This window comes from Streptomyces sp. NPDC052042 (genome assembly GCF_044548345.1).
Taxonomy (GTDB): Bacteria; Actinomycetota; Actinomycetes; order Streptomycetales; family Streptomycetaceae; genus Streptomyces.
Map to the genome: position 1 here is coordinate 1,028,208 of NZ_JBIUBU010000001.1, position 23,710 is coordinate 1,051,917.

Sequence of the window (23,710 nt, forward strand, 5' to 3'; positions counted from 1 at the left end):
GGAGGTTCATTCTAGACAAGCCTGTTAGCGATCGTTAACCTGAAGGCGAGAGATGTTAACGCCCATTAACAAACCGGCCGGGCGATGACATGCGGCAACAAGCGGCAACAACTGCGACCACTGCACCATCCGTGACCCCCGCGGTACGCGCGGTGGTACGGGCAAGGGGGCTCGACACGATGCAGCAGGCACCGGTGCTGGCGAGCGCGGCGGATCCCGCCTCCGCGGCCTGGCAGGCCAACGAGGCGGCGCATCACGCACTCGCCGAGGAGCTGCGCGAGCGGCTCGCCACCGCCAGACTGGGCGGGGGTGAGAGGGCCCGCGCCCGGCATGTGGCGCGCGGCAAGCTGCTGCCGCGCGACCGGGTGGACACCCTGCTCGATCCGGGCTCGCCGTTCCTGGAGGTGGCCCCGTTGGCCGCCGAGGGGCTGTACGGAGGCGCCGCCCCGGCGGCCGGGGTCATCGCGGGCATCGGCCGGGTCAGCGGCCGGGAGTGCGTGATCGTCGCCAACGACGCGACCGTCAAGGGCGGCACGTACTACCCGATGACGGTGAAGAAGCACCTGCGCGCCCAGGAGGTGGCGCTGGAGAACCGGCTCCCCTGCCTCTACCTCGTCGACTCCGGCGGCGCCTTCCTGCCGATGCAGGACGAGGTCTTCCCGGACCGGGAGCACTTCGGCCGGATCTTCTACAACCAGGCCCGGATGTCGGGAGCACGCATCCCGCAGATCGCCGCCGTCATGGGGTCATGCACGGCGGGCGGGGCATACGTCCCCGCGATGAGCGACGAGGCCGTGATCGTCCGCAACCAGGGCACGATCTTCCTGGGCGGCCCGCCGCTGGTGAAGGCGGCGACCGGCGAGGTCGTGACGGCGGAGGAGCTGGGCGGCGGCGAGGTGCACTCCCGCACGTCCGGTGTGACCGACCACCTGGCCGAGGACGACGCGCACGCGCTGCGGATCGTGCGGAACATCGTCGCCACGCTGCCCGAGCGCGGGGAGCTGCCGTGGCCGGTGCGGCCGGTCGAGGAGCCGAAGGCCGACCCCGCCGGACTGTACGGGGCCGTCCCGGTCGACTCGCGCACCCCGTACGACGTGCGCGAGGTGATCGCCCGGGTGGTGGACGGCTCGCGGTTCGCCGAGTTCAAGGCGGAGTACGGCACGACGTTGGTCACCGGCTTCGCCCACATCCACGGCCACCCGGTCGGGATCGTCGCCAACAACGGCATCCTGTTCTCCGAGTCCGCCCAGAAGGGCGCGCACTTCATCGAGCTGTGCGACCAGCGCGGCATCCCGCTGGTCTTCCTCCAGAACATCTCGGGCTTCATGGTGGGCCGCGACTACGAGGCCGGCGGCATCGCCAAGCACGGCGCGAAGATGGTCACGGCGGTCGCCTGCACGCGCGTGCCGAAGCTGACGGTGGTGGTCGGCGGCTCGTACGGCGCGGGCAACTACTCCATGTGCGGCCGCGCCTACTCCCCCCGCTTCCTGTGGATGTGGCCCAACGCCAAGATCTCCGTCATGGGCGGTGAGCAGGCCGCCTCCGTGCTCGCGACGGTCAAGCGCGACCAGCTGGGCGACGACTGGAGCACGGCGGAGGAGGAGGCGTTCAAGGCCCCGATCCGCGAGCAGTACGAGACCCAGGGCAACGCCTACTACGCCACGGCCCGGCTCTGGGACGACGGTGTGATCGACCCCACCGAGACCCGTCAGGTGCTGGGGCTCGCCCTGACCGCGTGCGCGAACGCCCCGCTTCCCCAGAGGGACCCTGCGGCGCCCGGTTTCGGCGTCTTCCGGATGTGAGGAACAGATGACGATGTTCGACACCGTTCTGGTCGCCAACCGCGGCGAGATCGCGGTACGGGTCATCCGTACGCTGCGCGCGCTCGGCGTCCGCTCGGTCGCCGTGTTCAGCGACGCGGACGCGGACGCCCGGCACGTGCGGGAGGCCGACACGGCGGTACGCATCGGGCCCCCGCCCGCCGCCATGAGCTACCTGAGCGTGCCCGCGCTGCTGGACGCGGCCCGCCGCACCGGCGCGCAGGCCGTTCACCCCGGTTACGGCTTCCTCGCCGAGAACGCCGGCTTCGCGCGGTCCTGCGCGGAGGCGGGGCTGGTCTTCATCGGTCCGCCCACCGACGCCATCGCGCTGATGGGCGACAAGATCCAGGCCAAGGAGACGGTCGCGGCGGCCGGGGTCCCGGTGGTGCCCGGCTCCTCCGGGACCGGACTCACCGATGCCCAGCTGACCGAAGCGGCGCGGGAGATCGGCACGCCCGTGCTGCTGAAGCCCTCCGCGGGCGGCGGCGGCAAGGGCATGCGGCTGGTGCGCGACGCAGCACTGCTCGCGGACGAGATCGCCGCCGCCCGGCGCGAGGCCCGCGCCTCCTTCGGCGACGACACCCTGCTCGTGGAGCGGTGGATCGACCGGCCCCGGCACATCGAGATCCAGGTACTGGCGGACGCCCACGGCAATGTGGTCCACCTCGGCGAGCGCGAGTGCTCGCTCCAGCGCCGCCACCAGAAGATCATCGAGGAGGCGCCCTCGGTCCTGCTCGACGAGGAGACCCGCGCGGCGATGGGCGAGGCGGCCGTGCAGGCGGCCCGCTCCTGCGGCTACGTCGGCGCGGGCACGGTGGAGTTCATCGTCCCGGGCGACGACCCCTCCGCGTACTGCTTCATGGAGATGAACACCCGCCTCCAGGTCGAGCACCCGGTCACCGAGCTGATCACCGGCCTGGACCTGGTGGAGTGGCAGCTGCGGATCGCAGCGGGCGAGAGTCTGCCGTACGCGCAGCGGGACATCACGCTCACCGGTCACGCCATCGAGGCCCGGATCTGCGCCGAGGACCCGTCCCGCGGCTTCCTGCCGTCCGGCGGCACGGTGCTCGCGCTGCACGAACCGCAGGGCGACGGCGTGCGCACCGACTCCGGACTGCGCGCGGGCGGCGAGGTCGGCAGCCTGTACGACCCGATGCTGTCGAAGGTCGTCGCGTACGGGCCCGACCGGGCCTCCGCGCTGCGCCGGCTGCGCGCCGCGCTCGCGGACACGGTGATCCTCGGCGTCCCGACGAACGCCGGCTTCCTCCGCCGGCTGCTCGCCCACCCGGCGGTGGCGGCGGGTGACCTGGACACCGGTCTGGTGGAACGCGAGGTCGACAAGCTGATCCCGCAGGGCGTACCGGAGGAGGTGTACGCGGCGGCGGCGCTGCTGCGTCAGCCCACCGGCCCGGACGCCGCGGCCCCCTCCGGCCGGATGGGCCCGCCCTCGGCACCGAGTGGCTGGGTCGATCCGTTCTCGGTACCGAACGGCTGGCGGCTGGGCGGCACCCCGGCGCGTACGGTGCACCACTTCCGGCTGCCGGGCCGCGACCCGGTGCAGGTCTCGCTGCGCCCCCGCGCGGTGGGCGCCGAGATGGCGTTCGGCCACATCGGGGAGGGGGCACAGCCGCCCGAGCCCGCGACGGGCGCCTGCGGTCCGCTGGCCCCGACGCCCGGCGGCCGGGAGACGGCCCGTACGGTCGAGCGGTCCGAACACCGCGTCGTCGTCGACCTGGCCGGTGTCACCCACGCGTTCACCCATGCCGCCGCCCCGGACGGGGTCTGGCTGGGCCGCGACGGCGACACCTGGCACGTGCAGGACCACGACCCGGTGGAGGCGTCGCTGGCCGGGTCCGCCCGGTCCGGCGCGGACACCCTCGCCGCCCCCATGCCGGGCACCGTCACCGTCGTGAAGGTGGCCGTCGGGGACGAGGTCGCCGCCGGTCAGAGCCTGCTCGTCGTCGAGGCGATGAAGATGGAGCACGTCATCTCCGCCCCGCACGCCGGGACCGTGACCGAGCTGGACGTCACCGCCGGTGCCACGGTCGCCATGGACCAGGTCCTGGCGGTCGTGACCCCCACCGGGGCCGATGCCGCCGCCGAACCCCCCGGGGAGGACGCATGACACCCCGCACCCTGCCCATGACCGTACCCACGCAGGACCTGCCACCGCGGGTACGCATCCACGAGGTCGGCGCCCGCGACGGGCTCCAGAACGAGAAGACCGTCGTGCCGACCGAGGTGAAGGCGGAGTTCATCCACCGCCTCGCCGCGTCGGGCCTGACCACCATCGAGGCGACCAGCTTCGTGCACCCGAAGTGGGTTCCCCAGTTGGCCGACGCGGAGGACCTGTTCCCCCGGCTCCGCGACATCGAGGGGGTCGCCCTGCCGGTCCTCGTGCCGAACGAACGGGGGCTGGACCGGGCCCTGGCGCTCGGCGCCCGGCGCATCGCCGTGTTCGGCTCGGCCACCGAGACGTTCGCCTCCCGCAACCTCAACCGCACGATCGCCGAGTCGCTCGCCATGTTCGAACCGGTCGTGGCCCGCGCCAAGGACGACAAGGTGCACGTCCGGGGCTACCTGTCGATGTGCTTCGGCGACCCGTGGGAGGGCCCCGTCCCCGTGCACCAGGTCGTCCGGGTCGCCAAGGCGCTGATGGACCTGGGCTGCGACGAGCTGTCCCTGGGCGACACCATCGGCGTCGCCACCCCCGGTCACGTACTGGACCTGCTCTCCGAGCTGAACGAGGAGGGCGTGCGCACCGACACCATCGGGGTGCACTTCCACGACACGTACGGCCAGGCCCTCGCCAACACCCTCGCCGCGCTCCAGCACGGGGTGACCACCGTGGACGCCTCGGCGGGCGGCCTCGGCGGCTGCCCGTACGCGAAGAGCGCGACCGGAAACCTCGCCACCGAGGACCTCGTGTGGATGCTCGACGGCCTCGGCATCGAGACCGGGGTCGACCTCGACGCGCTCACCGCCACCAGCGTGTGGTTCGCCGAGCGACTGGGTCGCCCCAGCCCGTCCCGTACCGTCCGTGCGCTCACGTCGCGGTGACCGACCGTCACCGCGGCGCCCCACCCGACATGCGGCAGCCAACCGCCACCGCCCCACCCCAGTCGCCCACAAGGAGTGACCTGCCATGCCCCTGAACCACCGGCTGACCGCCGAACACGAGGAACTGCGCCGCACCGTCGAGGAGTTCGCGCACGATGTGATCGCCCCGAAGATCGGCGACTTCTACGAGCACCACGAGTTCCCGTACGAGATCGTGCGGGAGATGGGGCGGATGGGCCTGTTCGGGCTGCCGTTCCCGGAGGAGTACGGCGGCATGGGCGGGGACTACCTCGCCCTCGGGATCGCCCTGGAGGAACTGGCCCGGGTCGACTCGTCCGTGGCGATCACCCTGGAGGCCGGGGTGTCGCTCGGCGCGATGCCCGTCTACCGCTTCGGCACGGAGGAGCAGAAGCAGAAGTGGCTGCCGAGGCTCTGCGCGGGCGAGGCGCTCGGCGCGTTCGGCCTGACCGAACCGGAGGCCGGTTCGGACGCGGGTGGCACCCGTACGACGGCGGTGCGCGACGAGGCCGCCGGAGAGTGGGTGATCAACGGCTCGAAGTGCTTCATCACCAACTCCGGCACGGACATCACGGACCTCGTCACGGTCACGGCCGTCACCGGCCGCAAGGAGGACGGCGCCCCGCTCATCTCCTCGATCATCGTCCCGTCCGGCACCCCGGGCTTCACGGTCGCCGCCCCGTACTCCAAGGTCGGCTGGAACGCCTCGGACACCCGCGAACTGTCCTTCACCGACGTGCGTGTCCCGCTGGACAACCTGCTGGGCGAGGAGGGGCGGGGCTACGCGCAGTTCCTGCGCATCCTCGACGAGGGCCGGATCGCCATCGCCGCCCTGTCCACGGGCCTGGCGCAGGGCTGTGTGGACGAGTCGGTGAAGTACGCGCGGGAGCGCCGCGCCTTCGGCAAGCCGATCGGCAGCAACCAGGCCATCCAGTTCAAGATCGCCGACATGGAGGTCCGCGCCCATATGGCCCGCCTCGCCTGGCGCGACGCGGCGTCCCGCCTGGTGGCGGGTGAGCCCTTCAAGAGGGAGGCGGCGATCGCCAAGCTGTACTCCTCGACGGTCGCGGTGGACAACGCCCGCGAGGCGACCCAGATCCACGGCGGCTACGGCTTCATGAACGAGTACCCGGTCGCCCGGATGTGGCGCGACTCCAAGATCCTGGAGATCGGCGAGGGCACGAGCGAGGTCCAGCGCATGCTGATCGCCCGGGAAATGGGCCTTCCGGCCTGACCCGGTCGGCCTGCCCCCGCAGGGCCTGAGTCCCGTCGCGTCCGGGGCGCCCGGGGCGTCCCGGACGCGACGGGAACATGCGGCGCCGCGGCGGCGTGCGCGCCGCGACGCGATCACCTGTTCGGGACGGTTGTCCGCCTGTTCGTACGGCTCCGCATTCCGGGTGGTGGCAATGCGGGTGGCCGAACACCGATCGAATCATCACCGTGGATTTCTCTCGCCGCACGGATGGTCAAGGCCGGGGCGCGTCCTATGGGCCGGCTGAGAGAATCCGCCCCATGGCGGAGATAACCCAGCACGACGGAACTTGGACCTTCGACGGAGAGACGGTGCGGATCGTACCCGGGCGGGGAAGGGGCGTACATCCCCTCCGGCAGGAACTGGGTGAGCTCGCCGTCCCGCTCCGGGCACTTGCCGGTATCGCCTTCGAACCCCACCGCAAGGGCGGTCGGCTGCGCCTGCGACTGCGCGACGGCGCCTGCCCGATCCTGCGCGCCGCGAACGGCCGGCTCAAGGACGCCGCGGACCCGTACCAGCTTGCCGTGGAGAAGGATCGCGGAGGAGTGGCGGAGTACTTCGTCGAGGAGGTCCGCAACGCCCTGCTGCTCGAACAGGTGCCGTCCGGTCCCACCGACCGGTTCCTGCTGCCCGGGCCCGCGGTGCCGGTCGCCGGAGGCGGCGGGGACGGCACGGCTTCGTTCGACGGGGAGACCATCCGGCTCACCTGGAACTGGAAGGCCGAAGAGGTCAAGAGCTCGGGCGGCCCGGTCGCCTTCCCGGTGTCGGAGGTGACCGAGGTCCACTGGATGCCCTCCATCGGTCTGGCCAACGGGCATCTGCGCTTCGTCCGGGGCGCGACCGGCCTGAGCTCCGCACCGGCACCGGCAGCCGAGTTCGACCCGTACGCGCTGGATCTCTGGGGGCTCTCCAAGAAGGAGTACACGGCGGTGCTGGTCGCGTCGGCGGTGCTGGTCCGGCTGCCGCACAGAACGGGATCCGGTACCGCCGGACCGGGCACGACGGCGCCCACGGCCGCGATCGGCCCGGCGCCGGAGGCGGGCGAGGCCGTCGAGGGCGCGCGGCTCGCGAAGACCCCGGCAGCCCCGGCGACGGCCCCGACCACAGATGCCTCCCCGGACACGCCGCCCGCCGACGACCACGACGTGCTGCTGCGGCGGCTCCGGGATCTCGGCGAGTTGCACCGGACGGGGGTTCTCACCGACGACGAGTTCACCGCGGCCAAGCAGGCCGTGCTGAAGCGCCTCTGAGCGCTCCCCGTTCCGCCCCTTGCCGCCTTTTCCCCCTGTCCGCCCTTCCCCCTCTCTTTCCCGCTTTCCCGCTTTCCCGCTGGTCAGCACCTCCGAGCATCGCCCCGGCCAGTGCTTCCGAGCACCTGCCCGGTCGCTTCCAAGCACCTGCCCGGTCGCTTCCGACCGCTTTCCTGGTCGGTTCCGACCGTCGCAGGGGTCGGCTCCGGACCCGCCCGAGAGCGTAATCACATCTCCGCCTGCCCGATATCGGGCAGAATTGTTGCACCAGTGACCCGCCCACCGCAGTATCTACGAGTGCTCGAACGCCGCCCGTCGCATGACGACCTCATCGAACACCTGGTACGCAGCACCGCGCTTCAGCGCGGTGAGGCCACCCGGGTGGTGTTCGACGTGCTGGCGTACTTCGACGAGACGGCCGAGGACTTCGTCCGCCGCCGCCACCGAGAACTGCAGTCCGGTGGCCTGGTGAACGCGGAGATCTTCGAGCGGATCGCTGCCGAGCTGCGGCACCGTGCGGTCGCGCCGCCGGAGCTCTCGCTCCGCCAACTGCGCCGCATCGTCTACGGCTGAGACGCCCGGGACGATCGCGACGGGGCCTGCCGGGATGACCGAGCGGCCGAGGCGGTCAAGGCAACCGAGACACCCGAGACGGCTGCGAAGACCGGTGCGCCCGAAAGGGCAGGTACGACCGAGACGGCCGAGACGGTTGGGCGTCGGGCACCACAAGTACATCGATGGAGGGGCAGAGACTCTATGTGCGGAATCGTCGGATATATCGGGAAGCGCGATGTGGCCCCGCTGCTGCTGGAGGGGCTGCAGCGACTGGAGTACCGGGGGTATGACTCCGCGGGCATCGTCATCACCGGCAAGGCGCCGGCCGGGAAGACCGCCGCGCTGAAGATGGTGAAGGCGAAGGGCCGGGTCCGTGAGTTGGAGGCCCGTATCCCCAAGCGCTTCAGCGGCACCACCGGCATCGCCCACACCCGCTGGGCCACCCATGGCGCCCCGAGCGACGAGAACGCGCACCCGCACCTGGACGCCGACAACAAGGTCGCCGTCGTCCACAACGGCATCATCGACAACGCCGCCGAGCTCCGTGCGAAGCTCGTCGCCAACGGTGTCGAGTTCCGCTCCGAGACCGACACCGAGGTACTGGTCCACCTGATCGCCCGTGCCCAGGCGGACACCCTGGAGGAGAAGGTCCGCGAGGCACTGCGCACGGTCGAGGGCACCTACGGCATCGCCGTGCTGCACGCCGACTTCAACGACCGGATCGTGGTCGCCCGCAACGGCTCCCCGGTGGTCCTCGGCATCGGTGAGAAGGAGATGTTCGTCGCCTCCGACGTCGCCGCGCTCGTCGCCCACACCCGCCAGGTCGTCACCCTCGACGACGGCGAGATGGCCACCCTGAAGGCCGACGACTTCCGCACGTACACGACGGAGGGCTCCTCCACGACCGCCACGCCCACCACCGTGGAGTGGGAGGCCGAGTCGTACGACATGGGCGGCCACGACACGTACATGCACAAGGAGATCTCGGAGCAGGCGGACGCCGTCGACCGGGTGCTGCGCGGTCGGATCGACGACCGGTTCGCGACCGTGCACCTGGGCGGGCTCAACCTGGACGCCCGCGAGGCGCGCGGGGTGCGCCGGATCAAGATCCTGGGCTGCGGTACCTCGTACCACGCGGGGCAGATCGGCGCGCAGCTCATCGAGGAGCTGGCACGCATCCCCTCGGACGCCGAGCCCGCCTCCGAGTTCCGCTACCGCAACCCGGTCGTCGACCCGGACACCCTGTACATCGCGGTCTCCCAGTCCGGTGAGACATACGACGTGCTGGCCGCCGTCCAGGAGCTCAAGCGCAAGGGCGCCCGGGTGCTCGGCGTCGTCAACGTGGTGGGCTCCGCCATCGCCCGCGAGGCCGACGGCGGCATGTACGTGCACGCCGGGCCCGAGGTCTGCGTCGTATCCACCAAGTGCTTCACCAACACGGTCGTCGCATTCGCGCTGCTCGCGCTGCACCTGGGCCGGATCCGGGATCTGTCGGTCGCCGACGGCAAGCGGATCATCGAGGGGCTGCGCAGGCTGCCCGACCAGATCAGCGAGATCCTCGCGGACGAGGACGAGGTCAAGCGGCTGGCGGCCGAGTACGCGGACGCCAAGTCGATGATGTTCATCGGCCGGGTACGCGGCTACCCCGTCGCCCGCGAGGCGTCCCTGAAGCTCAAGGAGGTCTCGTACATCCACGCCGAGGCGTACCCCGCCTCCGAGCTGAAGCACGGGCCGTTGGCTCTCATCGAGCCCGCCATGCCGACGGTCGCGATCGTGCCGGACGACGACCTGCTGGAGAAGAACCGTGCCGCGATGGAGGAGATCAAGGCCCGCAGCGGCCGCATCCTCGCCGTCGCCCACCAGCCCCAGGACAAGGCCGACCACACCATCGTCGTGCCGAAGAACGAGAACGAGCTGGACCCGATCCTGATGGGCATCCCGCTCCAGCTCTTCGCCTACCACACGGCGCTGGCCATGGGCCGGGACATCGACAAGCCGCGCAACCTGGCGAAGTCCGTCACCGTCGAATAGGCGCGTCGCCACGGGCGGCCCCCTCCCGCCGGTCGGCGAGGTCCGCCCTCCCCGCGCACCCACCGCTCCCGGCCGAACGGCCCCGCACCCACCGTGCCCGCGGCTGCGGGGCCGTTCCCATACCGGCTGTCCTGTACGAGCTCCCACCCCGTCGGCCGTCCCGTACGGGGGCCTCCGCGCCCGCCCTGTCAGCTGTTCTGTACAGGGGCCCGCCGCGTGGACGCCCCGTACCGACCGTTCCCGTACCGACCGCTGTCGGCCCCTCGCGCCCATCCGACGGTGACCGATACTGGACGCCCAGGGAGCCGACGGCGGCACGCGGCGACCGGAGCCAACAGGGAGCGTGGCGCCCCCGGGTACGGCCGGCGGCCGCGACGGACTCCCTCCGCGTGTGCCCGCCCTGCCACCAGGTGAGCGTTATGCACCCTTCGCGCATCACTGAGCCCCACCACGGACGGGCGGATCGCCGGTTTCCCGCAGGCGACTTGACGCCACGTCGGGTGAAGGAATCACACCTCACAACCGGAACGGTCCCCTACAACGGGGGAGGCGTCCCGGACACGGCTACGACGGGAGCGGGGGCGGGACAACGCGGGAGTACGCGCCCATGGCGACGGGGACTTCGGGACCACGGGACGTCATCGGGACTGCGGCACAGCGGGACTTGGGGATGGCGCAGCGGAGCATGCGAGAGGGGCGGGCGGGACGGCTGCCCGAGCCCGGCGGCCGGGGCGGCCCTTTCCGGGATGTAGGAGTTCCGGGGCGCCCCGCCCCCGAGCCCGGCGTCCGGGGCGGCCCGGACGGTGACCGGAACGAGGGCACCGGCGACGGCGGCGACGGAAGCCGCAAGGACCAGGGCCGCGGGCTCACGGTCCACGCCGAGTCCGCCGCCCGGACCACAGCGGCCCGGAGCGGGCCGAACCGGAGCCGCCCCGGGCCAAGGCGGGGCGGACCGGGCAGCCGGACCGCGACAGCGGTACCCGCCTCGCACCGGGCCGTACGGCCGGACGGCCACCGCTCAGGGGATGACGACGACCGGGCGCTGCGCCCGCCGCGCGAGGCGCCCCGCCACCGAGCCGAAGATACGGCCGACGACGCCGTGCGTGGAGCCCACGACGATCGCGTCCGCCGAGTACTCCCGGCCGACCTCCTCCAGTTCGTGGCAGATGTCCCCGCCGCGTTCAACGAGCACCCACGGGACCTCGGAGAGGTAGTCCGCACAGGCGAGCTCCAGGCCGAGCACCTCGGTGCGGTGGTCGGGCACGTCGACGAAGACGGGGGGTTCGCAGCCCGCCCAGACGGTGGTCGGCAGCCGATTGGCGACGTGGACGATGATCAGGCCCGAACCTGACCGGCGGGCCATGCCGATGGCGTACGCGAGCGCGCGTTCGCTGGAGGTGGAGCCGTCGAAGCCGACGACGACTCCGTGCTGGAAGGCGGGATCGCAGGAATGACGTGTTTCTTCGGCCGCCTGCGGGCCCGACATGGCGTCGGCCACCTGCTTGCGGTCGGCGGGTTCGGGGATTTCGTGACCGGCCATCGGTGTCTCGGCGAAGAGGGTCCTCGTGAGGAGAGCGACTTGGGAAAGAGCGTCAGCGGGCGGTGTTGCGGTGTCCGGGAATCATCTTCCCAACCCCTTACCCCCAAGGGTACGGCGCCATTCCTCCACTGCCCAGACCTGCGCAAAGCGCGCGCGACGTTTCACGGAGCATGCCCGAGGCGGACCCGTATGGCAATGCCGGTTGCGCTCTACACCGACAGGGGCGACTCCGGACTGTCCCGAACGACTCCGCTGAGTGACATCCCGATGGCGCCCGGGGCCGCGCCCATCACACCGCCGCCGAACCCCACGCCACCCCGCCCCGCCCCGGAATTCCGGCCTCCGCCCGGAGTGGATCACCACCCCACGGGCGGCCGCCGCACTGGCGGCCACCTCGCGGACACACGTCGCCCCCACCCGCCTCCGCCACCCCACCCCGAGCCTTCCACCCGACAGCGGACCGATACCGGCCCACCGGTCGGAAACCGTCGGCCCGCCGGCACTGCCCGGACATTCCGGGCGATCAGTCGCTCGACCTGCCCAGGGGGCGCAGAGAAGCAGTCGCGAACCAGGGTTGTGCGCCGGTTTACTGACCGAATCATGCATGCACAACCATCTATTTTCAGCCAACTTCGTACCCCCGTCTGTTCCTTGCCGAAATGGCCGATCAACCCCCTTGCCACCAGGAAGGAAGAGACCGCGCGGTACGATTCTGTCCGCCGAAGACGGGATGGGGACGGGCCATCAAGGCGAGGCCCCCTTCCGCGGACGGTCGCCGAGTGGAACGCTTCGTGATCGAATGCTTCCCGCCAAGTTGCCTTGTCGACATAACGCCGGTGGGCGAACTTGTCACGACGGCGGCACGGAAGCAGTAGATTCGATCTTGGGCATCGAGGACCGGGGACTCGTGCAGGACCGAGGGGAAAAGTGCAGGAGCGACAGGCCCGCAAGGACCAGGAAGACGCGAACACCGAGGGGGGCTTAGCGTCATGATCCAGGACTCCGCCACCGCAACGGAGGCCGTACGGAAGCTCAGTGGTCGACGACGACGGGAAGTCGTCGCCGTGCTGCTGTTCAGCGGCGGTCCCATCTTCGAGAGCTCGATCCCGCTCTCCGTGTTCGGAATCGACCGACAGGACGCGGGAGTTCCGCGTTACCGACTCCTCGTCTGCGCCGGGGAGGATGGGCCGCTCCGCACCACCGGCGGCCTCGAACTCGCCGCGCCCTACGGGCTGGAGGCGATCGGCAGGGCCGGCACCGTCGTGGTGCCCGCCTGGCGCTCGATCACCTCGCCGCCGCCCGCGGAGGCGCTGGACGCGTTGCGCCGTGCCCACGAGGAGGGAGCCCGCATCGTCGGGCTCTGCACCGGCGCGTTCGTGCTCGCCGCCGCCGGACTGCTGGACAGCCGCCCGGCGACCACGCACTGGATGTACGCGCCGACGCTGGCCAAGCGCTACCCATCGGTCCACGTCGATCCGCGCGAACTCTTCGTCGACGACGGCGATGTACTCACCTCGGCCGGGACCGCCGCCGGAATCGACCTGTGCCTCCACATAGTCCGCACCGACCACGGCACGGAGGCCGCCGGGGCACTGGCCCGACGGCTCGTCGTGCCGCCGCGGCGCAGTGGCGGTCAGGAGCGCTACCTCGACAGGTCTTTACCAGAGGAGATCGGCTCCGACCCGCTCGCCGAGGTCGTGGCCTGGGCACTGGAGCACCTCCACGAGCAGTTCGACGTGGAGACACTGGCCGCGCGCGCCTACATGAGCAGACGGACCTTCGACCGCAGGTTCCGCTCGCTCACCGGAAGCGCACCGCTCCAGTGGCTGATCACCCAGCGGGTGCTCCAGGCACAGCGACTGCTGGAGACGTCCGAGTACTCGGTCGACGAGGTCGCGGGCCGTTGCGGCTTCCGCTCGCCGGTCGCGCTGCGCGGGCACTTCCGGCGCCAGCTGGGCTCCTCCCCCGCCGCGTACCGGGCCGCCTACCGGGCCCGCCGTCCGCAGAGCGGAGGCGGTGAAGGGGTCGGGGACGTGATGGGGACGATCGTGCCCACCCAGGCCGGCGCCGCGGGTCGGCGCGGTGCGGCGGGGCCGCATGCCGTGACGTCGCCGACGGTCGTGGCGGGGGTGTCGGAGCTCGGTAGACCGAGCCCCGACGCGTTCGTCGCCGGACGCCCGGCCCTGCCGGGCCAGAGGAGCGCCCCGTAGGGTTGGGGCCATGAACGACCGCATGGTGTGGATCGACTGCGAGATGACCGGGCTCTCGCTGTCGAACGACGCGCTCATCGAGGTGGCCGCGCTGGTCACCGACTCGGAGCTGAACGTGCTCGGCGAAGGGGTGGACATCGTGATCCGCCCGCCGGACGCGGCCCTGGACTCGATGCCCGAGGTGGTGCGCCGGATGCACACCGCCTCGGGCCTCCTCGACGAGCTGGCCCGGGGCACCACCCTGGCCGACGCCGAGGCCCAGGTGCTGGCCTACGTCCGCGAGCACGTGAAGGAGCCCGGCAAGGCCCCGCTCTGCGGAAACTCGGTCTCCACCGACCGCGGTTTCCTGGCGCGGGACATGGCGGCGCTGGAGGGCTACCTCCACTACCGGATCGTCGACGTGTCCTCGATCAAGGAGCTGGCGCGCCGCTGGTACCCGAAGGCGTACTTCAACAGCCCGGAGAAGAACGGCAACCACCGGGCGCTCGCGGACATCCGCGACTCCATCACGGAGCTGCGCTACTACCGCGAGGCGATCTTCGTGCCGCAGCCCGGACCGGACTCGGAGCGGTCCAAGGCCATCGCGACACGCGTCGCACCGCCCGCGCCGTAGGGACCACCCCCGGGCTGCCGCCTGTCGTACGACGCCTGGCGACGGCCCCCGGCCCATGCCCGGAGCCCCGCCGTACCGCCCGGCCCGCGCCGCGTGCGGGGCGCTACGGCGAGGTTTCGCGGACACGCCGCGGCCTTCGGTGAAGCTACTGGTCATGGGCCTTTCGGGGATTCGGGGCGACGGCCGGACAACTGTGGCGCGAGCACCCTCCCGGACCCTGTACACTTTTTCTCGGCCGGTCGGAAACGACCGGACGCGGTGGGTATAGCTCAGCTGGTAGAGCACCTGGTTGTGGTCCAGGATGTCGCGGGTTCGAGTCCCGTTACTCACCCTGAGTGATCAAGGGCTGACCTGTGAAAACAGGTCAGCCCTTCTTCGTTTTCTCGCATTTGGGAACGTCACGGGAACATGGATGTCTGTCCTGTGCCATATCGTCCCCACATGGCGAGCATCGTGGAACGGCCCAAGAAGGACGGCACCACCACTTACCAGGTGAAGTGGCGCCAGGACGGCGAGTGGCAGTCAGAGCGGTCCCCCGCAGGCGCGAGGATGGTCCAGTCTTCGGGCTGACCCGGGCCAGGTCTTTGATGTGGTCCCCGCAGGCTCGGGGGTGGTCCGTCGATCTCCACGCCGAATCCGCGCCCGCCCTTGTGGACCCGCAGGCGCGGGGGTGGTCCTCCATGGTCACGTGGCGTGTCTGCATGCTCGCCGTGGTCCCCGCAGGCGTGGGGTTCGCCCCGCGCAGGGAGGGGCGGTTCCGTGCGTCGGAGTACGGTGGTGACACACGTTCTGGCGGGGGTCCACATGAATACGTCAATTGGCGACCGCATCCGCGCCCTGCGCGAGTTCCGCGACATCACACAAGAGCAGCTTGCACAGCGTGCCTCAGTGTCGGTTGACACCATCCGCAAGCTGGAACAGGGCGTCCGGGAATCCGCACGCATCAACACGTTACGTGGGCTTGCCCGCGCCCTGGACGTCCAGCTTGAACGCCTTGTAGGACAGCCCACCGTGACCCAGCAACTCACTGACGACGGCGGTCTACTCGCCCTACGCGACGCCATCCAGGACCCCGGCTCACTACCGGGCGTCCTCGATGACGACAACCTCGAAGACCCACCCAGCCCTACAGAGTGGGCCGAGCAGGTCCAGGCAGCGACCCACACGTACTGGACCGGCGGCTACTCCGAACTGGCGGGCACCCTCCCCAGTCTCCTTCGGGACGGCCAAGCCGCGGCCCGCGAGCACGACACTGAGACCGTATGGACTCACCTCGCGCTCGCCTACCAGCTGGCTGCGTCGCTTTCCGCCCAGGCTGGCCACCCAGATTGGGCGTACACCGCAGTTGAGAAGCAGCTTGCTGCCGCTGCTCGGGCGTCCGACCCACTCCTGGAAGGCATGGGGGTCTCCACCCTCTCGTGGGTCCTCCTACGTCAAGGCCGCTGGGAACAGGCCCAGTCCGTCGCAGAACGAAAAGCGGATGCCCTGGAGCCAGCACGCCGACGAGCGACAGCGGAGCAACTGGCCGTGTACGGCAACCTGCTGATCGCCGCAGCAACCCCGGCCGCTCGCAGTGACAGCCACGACAAGGCCATGGAACTACTGACCCTGGCCGAGTCCGCCGCTGTCCAGTCCGGCCCCGTACGCGCCTACGGCTCGGCGTTTTCCGTGACCGACGTCCGGACACAGCGGGTCAACATCTCTCTGGCTGGCACCGCTGGACAGCCGGATGCCGCCTTGACCGCATCCGGCGAAGTGGACCTGACAGAGATCAGCCGCCCTGTTCACTCGGCTTCCTACCGGCTCGACGTAGCGCAGGCCATGTACCAGACGGGGGACAGCGCGGGCGCTCTGGAACTGCTCCTGGAAGTGGAGGCCGACCAGCCCGAGTGGATCCGGTTCCAGGCTCTGGCCGCCGCCACCGTGCGCGAGATGCTTGAGGCCGAGCGTCGCCGGAACAGCACGCTGCGAGGCTTGGCGTCACGGCTCGGCGTTGATCCGGCACTGTAGGTAAGACGTTACGCCCTACCTACAACTGGGCTTTCTCCCTGACTGGTGGGTTCCGTCCCTGGGGTGTAATCGCGCGCGCTCATAGCGTGATTCACGTAAGCGGCGCCGGTCTCCCGCCAGGTTCGGCCGACGTCGTCCTCACACATCAGGGGAACTCGTGTCGACGATCGCCTTACCAGACATGAAGTCTTTGTCTGCCGCCCAGCAGCGGGGAGCGGCTTGCATCTGGTGCGCGGTGACGCTTTCGCCCGCCACCGCCATGAATCTCGGACCGCGCACCATCAAGGCACACGGGACAGACGCCTGGTGGTTCCCCCGCTGCTGCCAAGGATGCCGCGTCGATCGGGGGCTGGTCGTATGGGGATGACGCTCAAGGTGTACGAGGTCAACCGACACGGCCTGACACGGGTCATCCGCCCGAAGGGCGAGGTTACCCCGGCCGAGGAACTGCCCACGAAGGACGGGTTCCCCGCCTGCCGGTGCGACCGGTGCAAGGACGGACAGAGATGACCGCGCAGCCGAAACCGGCCGCGCCGCCTGGCCCTGGCTGGTGCCACTGGCACAAGGGCCCGTCCGGCACTGCGGTCCTGGTCTGCATCATCGAGCAGAACTCAGGCCCTGGGATCGCCCAGTACGCGTGTGCCCCGTGCCGAGAGCAGCGCGGTCTCCGCCCGTACGACGAGCAGCCGTGACCGCGCCGGCCGGGCGCCCGCTCCCCGATCCGCGAACGCTGACGTGGGACCAGGCCGCCGGGCGTACGTGCGTCTGGTGCAGGAAGCCCCTGACCACCGGCACGGTTCGTGTCGGCGTCATCCGCGACCAGCTCGGCGCCCACAACCTCTCCACCGAGGTATGGACCGGGCCCTGCTGCGCAACCCCCGGGGCGCCTGCCCCGTAGACCCGAGACTCCCGCTCCGGTGGCCCGGTGGGGACTCATGCACCAAAGCGGGTCTGGCCCCGCCTCTCCCACGCCAGCACCATCGCGCGGGAGGGACGGCGAAATCCCCCGCCGCACGGACGGCGGGGCGCGCACCCCCGACAGGGACACCCCGGGTGCCACTGTCCGCCCAGCGGGGAGCCAGGGGCCCATGACTCCCCGCACGGGTGCCGCCTGGTCAGCGGTGAGGCACTGCGCACAGCGGCCCCGGCCCGGCACCAACCCCCCGTGCACCGGCCGGGGCCGCCGACCTGGAAGACCTGAGACAGGAGGGAATGAACCATGATCACCCTTGCGGACCCGCGGGAAGTCTTTCCGCTCACAGCCGAGGGCGCGCGCGTCTTACACAGCAGTGAACCGCCGAGCAACGAGGCCACCCGCCCGTGGGTCCTCCGGTTCGCCCGGACGCCCGACGCCACACAGGCCATCGTGAAGCCCCCGGCCGTCTACGACAACGAGTTGCAGATGTCCGTCGGCCTCTACGAGGGCCCGCTCCCGTACATGCAGACCCACACGCCCACCATCCCCGACGGGTCCGTCGACAACCCGCCGCCACTCGACGAGGGCCCGAAGGACTGACCCCATGCCCACCGTTCTCGTGATCGCAGCGCGCGACGACTGGCCGACCGACCGCGTCGTCCAGGCCCTCACGGACGGTGGGGTGGAGGTGTTCCGCATGGACACCGCCGAGTTCCCGCAGGAACTCACCCTCGCCGGGCGCATCGACGCCCGGCGAGGATGGGTTGGCGGGCTCACCACCGCCCACCGCGCCGTGGACCTCTCCGACGTCTCCGCCGTCTACTACCGCGCCCCGAACCCCTTCGTCCTCCCCGCCGCCATGTCGGAGCCCGAGCGCCGGTTCGCCGCCGCGCAGGCCCGCTCCGGCCTCGGCGGGATCATCACCGCGCTCGACTGCCGATGGGTCAACCACCCGGCTGCCATGTCCCGCGCCGAATACAAGCCCCTCCAACTCGCCACCGCGCGAGACAGCGGCCTGACCATCCCGCCGACGCTCATCACCAACACCCCGGACGCCGTCCGTGCGTTCGTCGGCGACACCGGCGGCGCCGTCATCTGCAAGCCGGTAGCCACCCCCGTATTCGTCGAGGGCGACCAGCTCAAGACCGTGTACACCCACCGCGTCACCGAGGCCGACCTCGACGACCTGCGCGGCATCGACACCACCGCCCACCTGTTCCAGGCATGGGTGGACAAGGCACACGAGGTGCGCCTGACTGTGGTGGGCGACCGCCTGTTCGCCGCCGAGGTCCACGCGGGCAGCGCCGCCGCCCACACCGACTGGCGCAGCGACTACGCATCCCTCACGTACCGCCCCGCCACGACGCCCGACGACGTGGCCGAGGGCGTGCGACGCTACATGACCGCCCTCGGCCTGCGATTCGCCGCCGCCGACTTCATCGTCAGCCCCGACGGAGGGTGGACGTTCCTGGAGGCGAACCCGTGCGGCCAGTGGGACTGGCTCGAACACGCCACCGGCCTACCCATCGCGTCGGCCATCGCCGACGAACTACGAGGAGTCCCCGCATGAGCGCTCCGCCCATCGACCAGGCCCGCCCCTACATGACCGCTCTGACCGACGAACTGACCCGCTCCGGTGCCATCCGGACTCCCGCGTGGGGCCAAGCGTTCGGGGACGTTCCTCGGCACGTGTTCGTGCCCCGCTGGTTCCAGCAGGAGACGAACGGCAAAGGCATCACCGTATGGCGCGAACACCACGGCGCGAACACGGCCGACGACCTCGTCGCCGTCTACCGCGACCAGACGCTCGTCACCGCCCTGGACCCGGACACCGCCGAGCAGGTCGACGACACCGCGTGGACCGGCATCCCCACGTCCTCCAGCACCCTGCCCAGCCTCATGGCCGGAATGCTCGAAGACCTGAACGTCCGGGACGGCCACCGCGTCCTCGAAATCGGCACCGGCACCGGCTACAACGCAGCCTTGCTCTGCCACCGGCTCGGCGAACACCTCGTGTACTCCGTCGACATCGACCCCGCCCTCGTCGCCGCCGCGCAAGACCACCTGTCGGCCGCAGGCCTCACGCCTCAACTCGTCCCCGCCGACGGGACGCAGGGCTACCCCACTGGGGACACGTTCGACCGGATCATCGCCACCTGCTCCGTACCGGCCATCCCGGCCGCCTGGATCGAGCAGAGCAAGCCCGGAACGATCCTGGTCTCCGACATCGCCCTCGGCATCGAAGGCGGGCTCGTCCGCCTGGAGGTCGACGAGACCGGCCGCTCCTTCGGCAACTTCACCGCGACGGCCGGCCGCTTCATGGCGGCGCGCGCCGAGGCCCGCACATACGCCGCGCCGCAGCGGCGCGAGCGCGCCGCGGAGACGGACACGCACCCCTCGGCAGTCACGGCCACACACATGCGCACCCACTACCCCTTCCGACTCCTCCTCGCCTTCCATCTGCCCGGGGCGGAGATCGTCTACCACGTCGACGACTCGGGAACCACGGCTCTCCAGATCCAAGGCCCCGACGGCTCATGGGCCCGCGCGCCCCTCGTAGGCGACGACATGGGGATGGTCGCCTACGGCGGCGATCCCGGCCTCTGGACCCAGGTCGAAGCCGCGTGGCGCTGGTGGAACGACGCGGGCCGCCCCTCACACGACAGGTTCGGCTACGTCCGCGAGGCAGACGGGAGCGCACACGCCTGGCACATCCCCGACGGAACCCGGTGGAACATCCCAGCCCGCGTGTAGTCGGCCCCGCGCCGACGACAGACCCCCCGCCGCTCTCGTGCGGCGGGGCGCGCATGCCCGCCCGGCGCGGAGCCAGGGGCCCATGACTCCCCGCGGGTGCCGCTGTCGGCCAGCCGCGGGGCACTGCGCAGGCGGCCCCGACCGAGCACCAAATCCCCCGTGTGCTGGCCGGGGCCTCCCAACCGAAACACCCAGAGCGAGCACGATGCCCCAGTCCGACGGCGGCGCACAGCCGACCACGTCCCCCGATGAACCCCGGAGCCGTCCAGGCCGCCGCCGCTTCGGCGGGGACGCTGCTACGTTCCCGGGTCATGACGGTTACGGGCTTTGCTACTCAGACCTTGCAGGGCCTGGCGGACACGCAGCCGGGCTGTTCCCGCGGGAACACGAGGGGAAACAGTCAGGCGTTCAGTGGCGCGCACTGGTATCGAACTGACCCGTTCGGGTCAGATTTTCGGCATCCTCGCAGGTCAAAAGTAGGTAACAAAACAGGTTCGAGCCCCGTTACTCACCCTGAATGATCAAGGGCTGACCTGTGATAACCGGTCAGCCCTTCTTCATGTCCGCACACTTGGGAGCACTGCGGGAACACGGGTGCCCGTCCTGGGCCATATCGCCCCGCACGGCGAGCAACGTGGAACGGCCCAAGAAGGACTGCACCACCATCTACCAGGTGAAGTGGCGCCAGAACGGCAAGTGGCAGACGAAGCCAGCCCGGCGCCTGATCGCGCTCTCCCCCGTGCAGATTGATCTCGTGCGCCGACAAATCCTCCGGCGTCTCGCTCATTACAGCGCACCTCCCCGCACTTGACCGCCCCGGGCCACAATACGAATGTCAGTTCGAATCGCACGGCGTAAAGCGGAGACGTTCATTCCGCCCCCAGGCAGATCACCCATCACGCACCGCCACAGCGGGCCGGACCAATCGTTGAGCGTGGGGCCCGGTCAACGGGTCGATCGTGCACCACACCGGGACGAAGGGCACCGCGTCCACCGTGGCGATCGTCCGTGACGGGTATACGCCTGCCCTGCCCACTCTGCGGCGGTTGATCACGAAGGACGACTGGGTGCACATGGTCGGCTGGGACCGCACCAACCACGCCGGGGGCGGCGACCCCGGGTCCTGGACCAAGTGATCGCCGAGTCCCTCGGCACGGCGCCGACCCGGCCGACGAGGGGCAACGCGAACAGGGTCGACGGCAACGCCCGGTTCTCCGGCTGGGAGTACGAGGACCACTAGAACGGAAGTGGTGCGGGGAGAGGCGGTTTCGTGCGTCCGGGGTCAGGGCTTTGTCTCGCCGAGGGCGGTGCGCAGCCAGTCCAGAGGCCCCTGGCTGAGAAGCTCATCCGCAAGGCGCCGGCCGGTCTCGGTGAGCAGGCGGCCGCGGCTGTTGTCGATCCACCGCTGTGCGTTCTCGTAGCCCTGGGCTTTGTACTCGATACCCTGGAGCAAGCACTCCAGTTTGTCCGCGTCCCGGGCACAGATGGCTTCGGGCGATTCCTTGCCCTCGTACTCGGCGACGATGTCGCGGATCGCCGACGCAAGCACCTCCGGCATGTCAGCCGTCTGGTCCGCGGTCACCTCCTGCGGGTCACCGGCAGGCGCGTACTTCTTTCCCACGTAGTTCACGTCCCCGGTCCGGGTCTCCTGAGTGTCGTGCCACACCGCGAGGTAGGCGGCTCGGGCAGGGTCGGCACCCTCCAACTTCGCGATGATCGTGGCGATCAGCGACGTGCGCCATGAGTGCTCGGCAACACTCTCGGGATCGCGGACCCCGGCCATCCACCAGCCAGTGCGCCGCGTCTGCTTGAGCGTGCCCGCCTCGTACAGGAAGCGGCCCACTGCGGCCAGGTCGTCAGCCACGACCCTCTCCTCTCACGCCTCGGCGAGGCGGATTGCGTACCGGATGCCCTCCAGCTCCCGGCGCGCTCGCGCCGACAACTCCCGGCTATCCAACATCACGGGGAAGGATGCGCGTAGCTCGTTCCCAGTCGAGGTTCCGGGGCGCAACAAGGTCGGTCGAGCGGCGAGCAGGGCCCACAGGGTGTGAATGTTCAGGTCGAAAAAGCCATGACTCGGGGTCATGCCTCGTACAAGGTGACGCATCAGCTTGTCGCCGGGCCACGGTCCTGGGCTCGCGGCGGCAATGAAGTCGTCAGACAGCTGGATGTGCGGTGTCTCGCCGATCCAGTACGCCCAGTAGTTGAGGTTCGCTGCCTCGCCCGCGTCGTCGTCGGCGAGCGTCGTCGTGATGAAGTGCCCTATCCGGTCCCGATCGCCCTGCCTGGCGGCGACGGCCGCGACCGAGCGGGAGTTGAGCCAGCTTGTCAGCCAGTCGTCCGGGCGCTCGGTCCGCTGTTGCTGGGCCAGCCACTCAGAGGTGTCGGGCGCGTCGTCGTACCCGGCCAGGTAGAGGGCTTGGCGGCGCAGCAGAAAGCGGTCCTTGCCGCGCGCGTGCTCGGCGGCCTGGCGCATGCGAGAGAAGAAGCGCCTGCGGTCGGCGGTGGGGAGTTCCGGCCCGCACGGCACGGGGCCCCGGCGCGGTCGCGGCGGGTCAGGCAGTGCTCGCAGCGGTGTCGGAGTCACGCCGTTGAGCGGCCAGGAGAGCACCTCAACCAGGTCCCGCTGCATGACCCATGCGCCGATCGGGCTGTCGTCGGCGGACGTGTCCTCGTCAAGGGCGCCGGCCAGCAGTACGTCTGCCTCCATAGCCCGCTCCAAGGCTGCGAGCAGGGCTGGCGCGCTACCCAACTGCAAGAGCTCGTGTCGGTACATGAGCATCTGCCCGACCGGCATAGCCATCAGGGGCCGGCGCCCTGATTCCCATCCTGCGACCGTGTCGGGCGAAACCCGGAACCGCTCCGCGAGGCCCTCCTGAGTGTGGCCCAACTGCTCACGGATCAGGCGGAAGATGTACCCGGACACTATGCCGCTGCGGCTCCTCCGCGGCGTTCCCTGACCGCCAGTCAGGGGGGTGCGTGATCCGGTGTCCATGGCACCCCCTTGTCTGTTGAACGCGGCCAGGCACCCGTACTCGCAGTCAGTTCAAGCGGCGGCCCCTGCCCCCATACCGTCGTAGGCACAGTGACGGCCTGGCAACTCAGGGTAGTGGAAGGGACGTCGTCGTGACGATGACGATCAAGGTGTACGAGGTCGACCGGTACGGTCGAACAACGCGAGTTGTCCGCCCGAAAGCTGAGGTTGTTCCGCTTGAACACGCGCCGCTGGCGGACGCCTACCCGGCCTGCGAGTGCGACCTGTGCGGCACGCGTCGCACGTCCGGGCAGGCGGCGGTGGCGGGTGCGCACCCACGACCCCTTCCGCCTGCTCCTCGCCTTCCACCTGCCCGGAGCAGAGATCGTGTACCACATCGACGACGCAGGGACTACGGCACTCCAGATTCAGGGCCCTGACGGTTCGTGGGCCCGTGCGCCCCTCACTGGCGAGGGAACCGGCACCGTTACCTACGGCGGCGACCCTGGCCTCTGGGCCCGGGTCGAGGACGCATGGCGCTGGTGGAACGACGCGGGCCGCCCCTCACACGACAGGTTCGGCTACGTCCGCGAGGCGGACGGGGCCGCGCGCGTCTGGTACATCTCCGACGGAACCAGCTGGGCCGTCCCCGCCCACGGGTAACCCACTCCGCGCACGACGGCGCCCCCGCTTCGGCGGCGACGCTG

21 protein-coding genes and 1 tRNA gene are annotated in these 23,710 nt (G+C 70.5%); 19 read left to right on the forward strand and 3 right to left on the reverse strand.

The genetic code is table 11. The features are described from left to right. Positions 1-179 precede the first annotated feature (179 nt). The 7 genes from ACIHCL_RS04305 (at position 180) to glmS (ending at position 9,986) form a co-directional block, all read left to right on the forward strand. Positions 180-1,802, forward strand: coding sequence for a carboxyl transferase domain-containing protein (locus ACIHCL_RS04305; RefSeq protein ID WP_399856742.1), 1,623 nt, complete (start codon positions 180-182; stop codon positions 1,800-1,802). Between the two features lie 13 nt (positions 1,803-1,815). Beyond that, positions 1,816-3,945: a biotin carboxylase N-terminal domain-containing protein gene (locus ACIHCL_RS04310; RefSeq protein ID WP_399857145.1), complete on the forward strand. Its 2,130-nt coding sequence runs from the start codon at positions 1,816-1,818 to the stop codon at positions 3,943-3,945. Next, positions 3,942-4,880, forward strand: a complete 939-nt coding sequence (locus ACIHCL_RS04315; RefSeq protein ID WP_399856744.1) for a hydroxymethylglutaryl-CoA lyase — start codon at positions 3,942-3,944, stop codon at positions 4,878-4,880. The genes ACIHCL_RS04310 and ACIHCL_RS04315 overlap by 4 nt, the downstream gene beginning before the upstream one ends. 85 nt (positions 4,881-4,965) lie before the next feature. Then, on the forward strand, positions 4,966-6,132 hold the full coding sequence (locus ACIHCL_RS04320) for an acyl-CoA dehydrogenase family protein (protein WP_399856745.1): 1,167 nt from the start codon (positions 4,966-4,968) through the stop codon (positions 6,130-6,132). A 278-nt stretch (positions 6,133-6,410) separates the two neighbouring features. Further along, entirely contained in the window at positions 6,411-7,400 is a 990-nt protein-coding gene (locus ACIHCL_RS04325) for a DUF4429 domain-containing protein (protein WP_399856747.1), read from the forward strand. A gap of 297 nt (positions 7,401-7,697) precedes the next feature. Then, positions 7,698-7,973 (forward strand): hypothetical protein, encoded by a 276-nt coding sequence (locus tag ACIHCL_RS04330; RefSeq protein WP_399857147.1) that lies wholly within the window; start codon positions 7,698-7,700, stop codon positions 7,971-7,973. Positions 7,974-8,156: 183 nt separating this feature from the next. Then, positions 8,157-9,986, forward strand: coding sequence for a glutamine--fructose-6-phosphate transaminase (isomerizing) (gene glmS, locus ACIHCL_RS04335; protein ID WP_399856749.1), 1,830 nt, complete (start codon positions 8,157-8,159; stop codon positions 9,984-9,986). Between the two features lie 1,018 nt (positions 9,987-11,004). Here glmS and ACIHCL_RS04340 read toward each other — a convergent pair. Continuing rightward, entirely contained in the window at positions 11,005-11,526 is a 522-nt protein-coding gene (locus tag ACIHCL_RS04340) for a universal stress protein (protein WP_399856751.1), read from the reverse strand. Between the two features lie 989 nt (positions 11,527-12,515). On the opposite strand from ACIHCL_RS04340, the gene ACIHCL_RS04345 reads away from it, so the two are divergent. The 11 genes from ACIHCL_RS04345 (at position 12,516) to ACIHCL_RS04395 (ending at position 21,165) form a co-directional block, all read left to right on the forward strand. Further along, a complete protein-coding gene (locus ACIHCL_RS04345; protein ID WP_399856753.1) occupies positions 12,516-13,736 on the forward strand; it encodes a helix-turn-helix domain-containing protein in 1,221 nt (406 codons plus the stop codon). Positions 13,737-13,746: 10 nt separating this feature from the next. Next, positions 13,747-14,349, forward strand: coding sequence for an oligoribonuclease (orn, locus tag ACIHCL_RS04350; RefSeq protein ID WP_399856755.1), 603 nt, complete (start codon positions 13,747-13,749; stop codon positions 14,347-14,349). Between the two features lie 258 nt (positions 14,350-14,607). Beyond that, positions 14,608-14,680 (forward strand) — tRNA-His (locus ACIHCL_RS04355). A gap of 110 nt (positions 14,681-14,790) precedes the next feature. Beyond that, on the forward strand, positions 14,791-14,919 hold the full coding sequence (locus ACIHCL_RS04360) for a hypothetical protein (protein ID WP_399856757.1): 129 nt from the start codon (positions 14,791-14,793) through the stop codon (positions 14,917-14,919). 234 nt (positions 14,920-15,153) lie between these two features. After that, positions 15,154-16,359, forward strand: coding sequence for a helix-turn-helix domain-containing protein (locus ACIHCL_RS04365; protein ID WP_399856759.1), 1,206 nt, complete (start codon positions 15,154-15,156; stop codon positions 16,357-16,359). A gap of 506 nt (positions 16,360-16,865) precedes the next feature. Continuing rightward, a complete protein-coding gene (locus ACIHCL_RS04370; RefSeq protein WP_399856761.1) occupies positions 16,866-17,051 on the forward strand; it encodes a hypothetical protein in 186 nt (61 codons plus the stop codon). A gap of 527 nt (positions 17,052-17,578) precedes the next feature. After that, on the forward strand, positions 17,579-17,875 hold the full coding sequence (gene tgmA / locus ACIHCL_RS04375) for a putative ATP-grasp-modified RiPP (protein WP_399856762.1): 297 nt from the start codon (positions 17,579-17,581) through the stop codon (positions 17,873-17,875). A 4-nt stretch (positions 17,876-17,879) separates the two neighbouring features. Next, entirely contained in the window at positions 17,880-18,845 is a 966-nt protein-coding gene (gene tgmB, locus ACIHCL_RS04380; protein ID WP_399856764.1) for an ATP-grasp ribosomal peptide maturase, read from the forward strand. After that, positions 18,842-20,029: a methyltransferase domain-containing protein gene (locus ACIHCL_RS04385; protein ID WP_399856766.1), complete on the forward strand. Its 1,188-nt coding sequence runs from the start codon at positions 18,842-18,844 to the stop codon at positions 20,027-20,029. The genes tgmB and ACIHCL_RS04385 overlap by 4 nt, the downstream gene beginning before the upstream one ends. Before the next feature lie 559 nt (positions 20,030-20,588). Beyond that, complete coding sequence (locus tag ACIHCL_RS04390; RefSeq protein ID WP_399856768.1) at positions 20,589-20,840, forward strand: hypothetical protein; 252 nt, start codon at positions 20,589-20,591, stop codon at positions 20,838-20,840. Positions 20,841-20,988: 148 nt separating this feature from the next. After that, the gene (locus ACIHCL_RS04395) at positions 20,989-21,165 is read left to right on the forward strand and encodes a hypothetical protein (protein ID WP_399856770.1); all 177 of its coding nucleotides are present in this window, start codon (positions 20,989-20,991) and stop codon (positions 21,163-21,165) included. 146 nt (positions 21,166-21,311) lie between these two features. On the opposite strand, the gene ACIHCL_RS04400 is transcribed toward ACIHCL_RS04395, so the two are convergent. Together ACIHCL_RS04400 and ACIHCL_RS04405 are read right to left on the reverse strand one after the other, a co-directional pair. Continuing rightward, positions 21,312-21,893: an HD family hydrolase gene (locus ACIHCL_RS04400; RefSeq protein ID WP_399856772.1), complete on the reverse strand. Its 582-nt coding sequence runs from the start codon at positions 21,891-21,893 to the stop codon at positions 21,312-21,314. A 12-nt stretch (positions 21,894-21,905) separates the two neighbouring features. Beyond that, a complete protein-coding gene (locus ACIHCL_RS04405; RefSeq protein WP_399856774.1) occupies positions 21,906-23,024 on the reverse strand; it encodes a helix-turn-helix domain-containing protein in 1,119 nt (372 codons plus the stop codon). A gap of 306 nt (positions 23,025-23,330) precedes the next feature. On the opposite strand from ACIHCL_RS04405, the gene ACIHCL_RS04410 reads away from it, so the two are divergent. Beyond that, positions 23,331-23,666 (forward strand): hypothetical protein, encoded by a 336-nt coding sequence (locus tag ACIHCL_RS04410; RefSeq protein ID WP_399856776.1) that lies wholly within the window; start codon positions 23,331-23,333, stop codon positions 23,664-23,666. Positions 23,667-23,710: the final 44 nt, after the last annotated feature.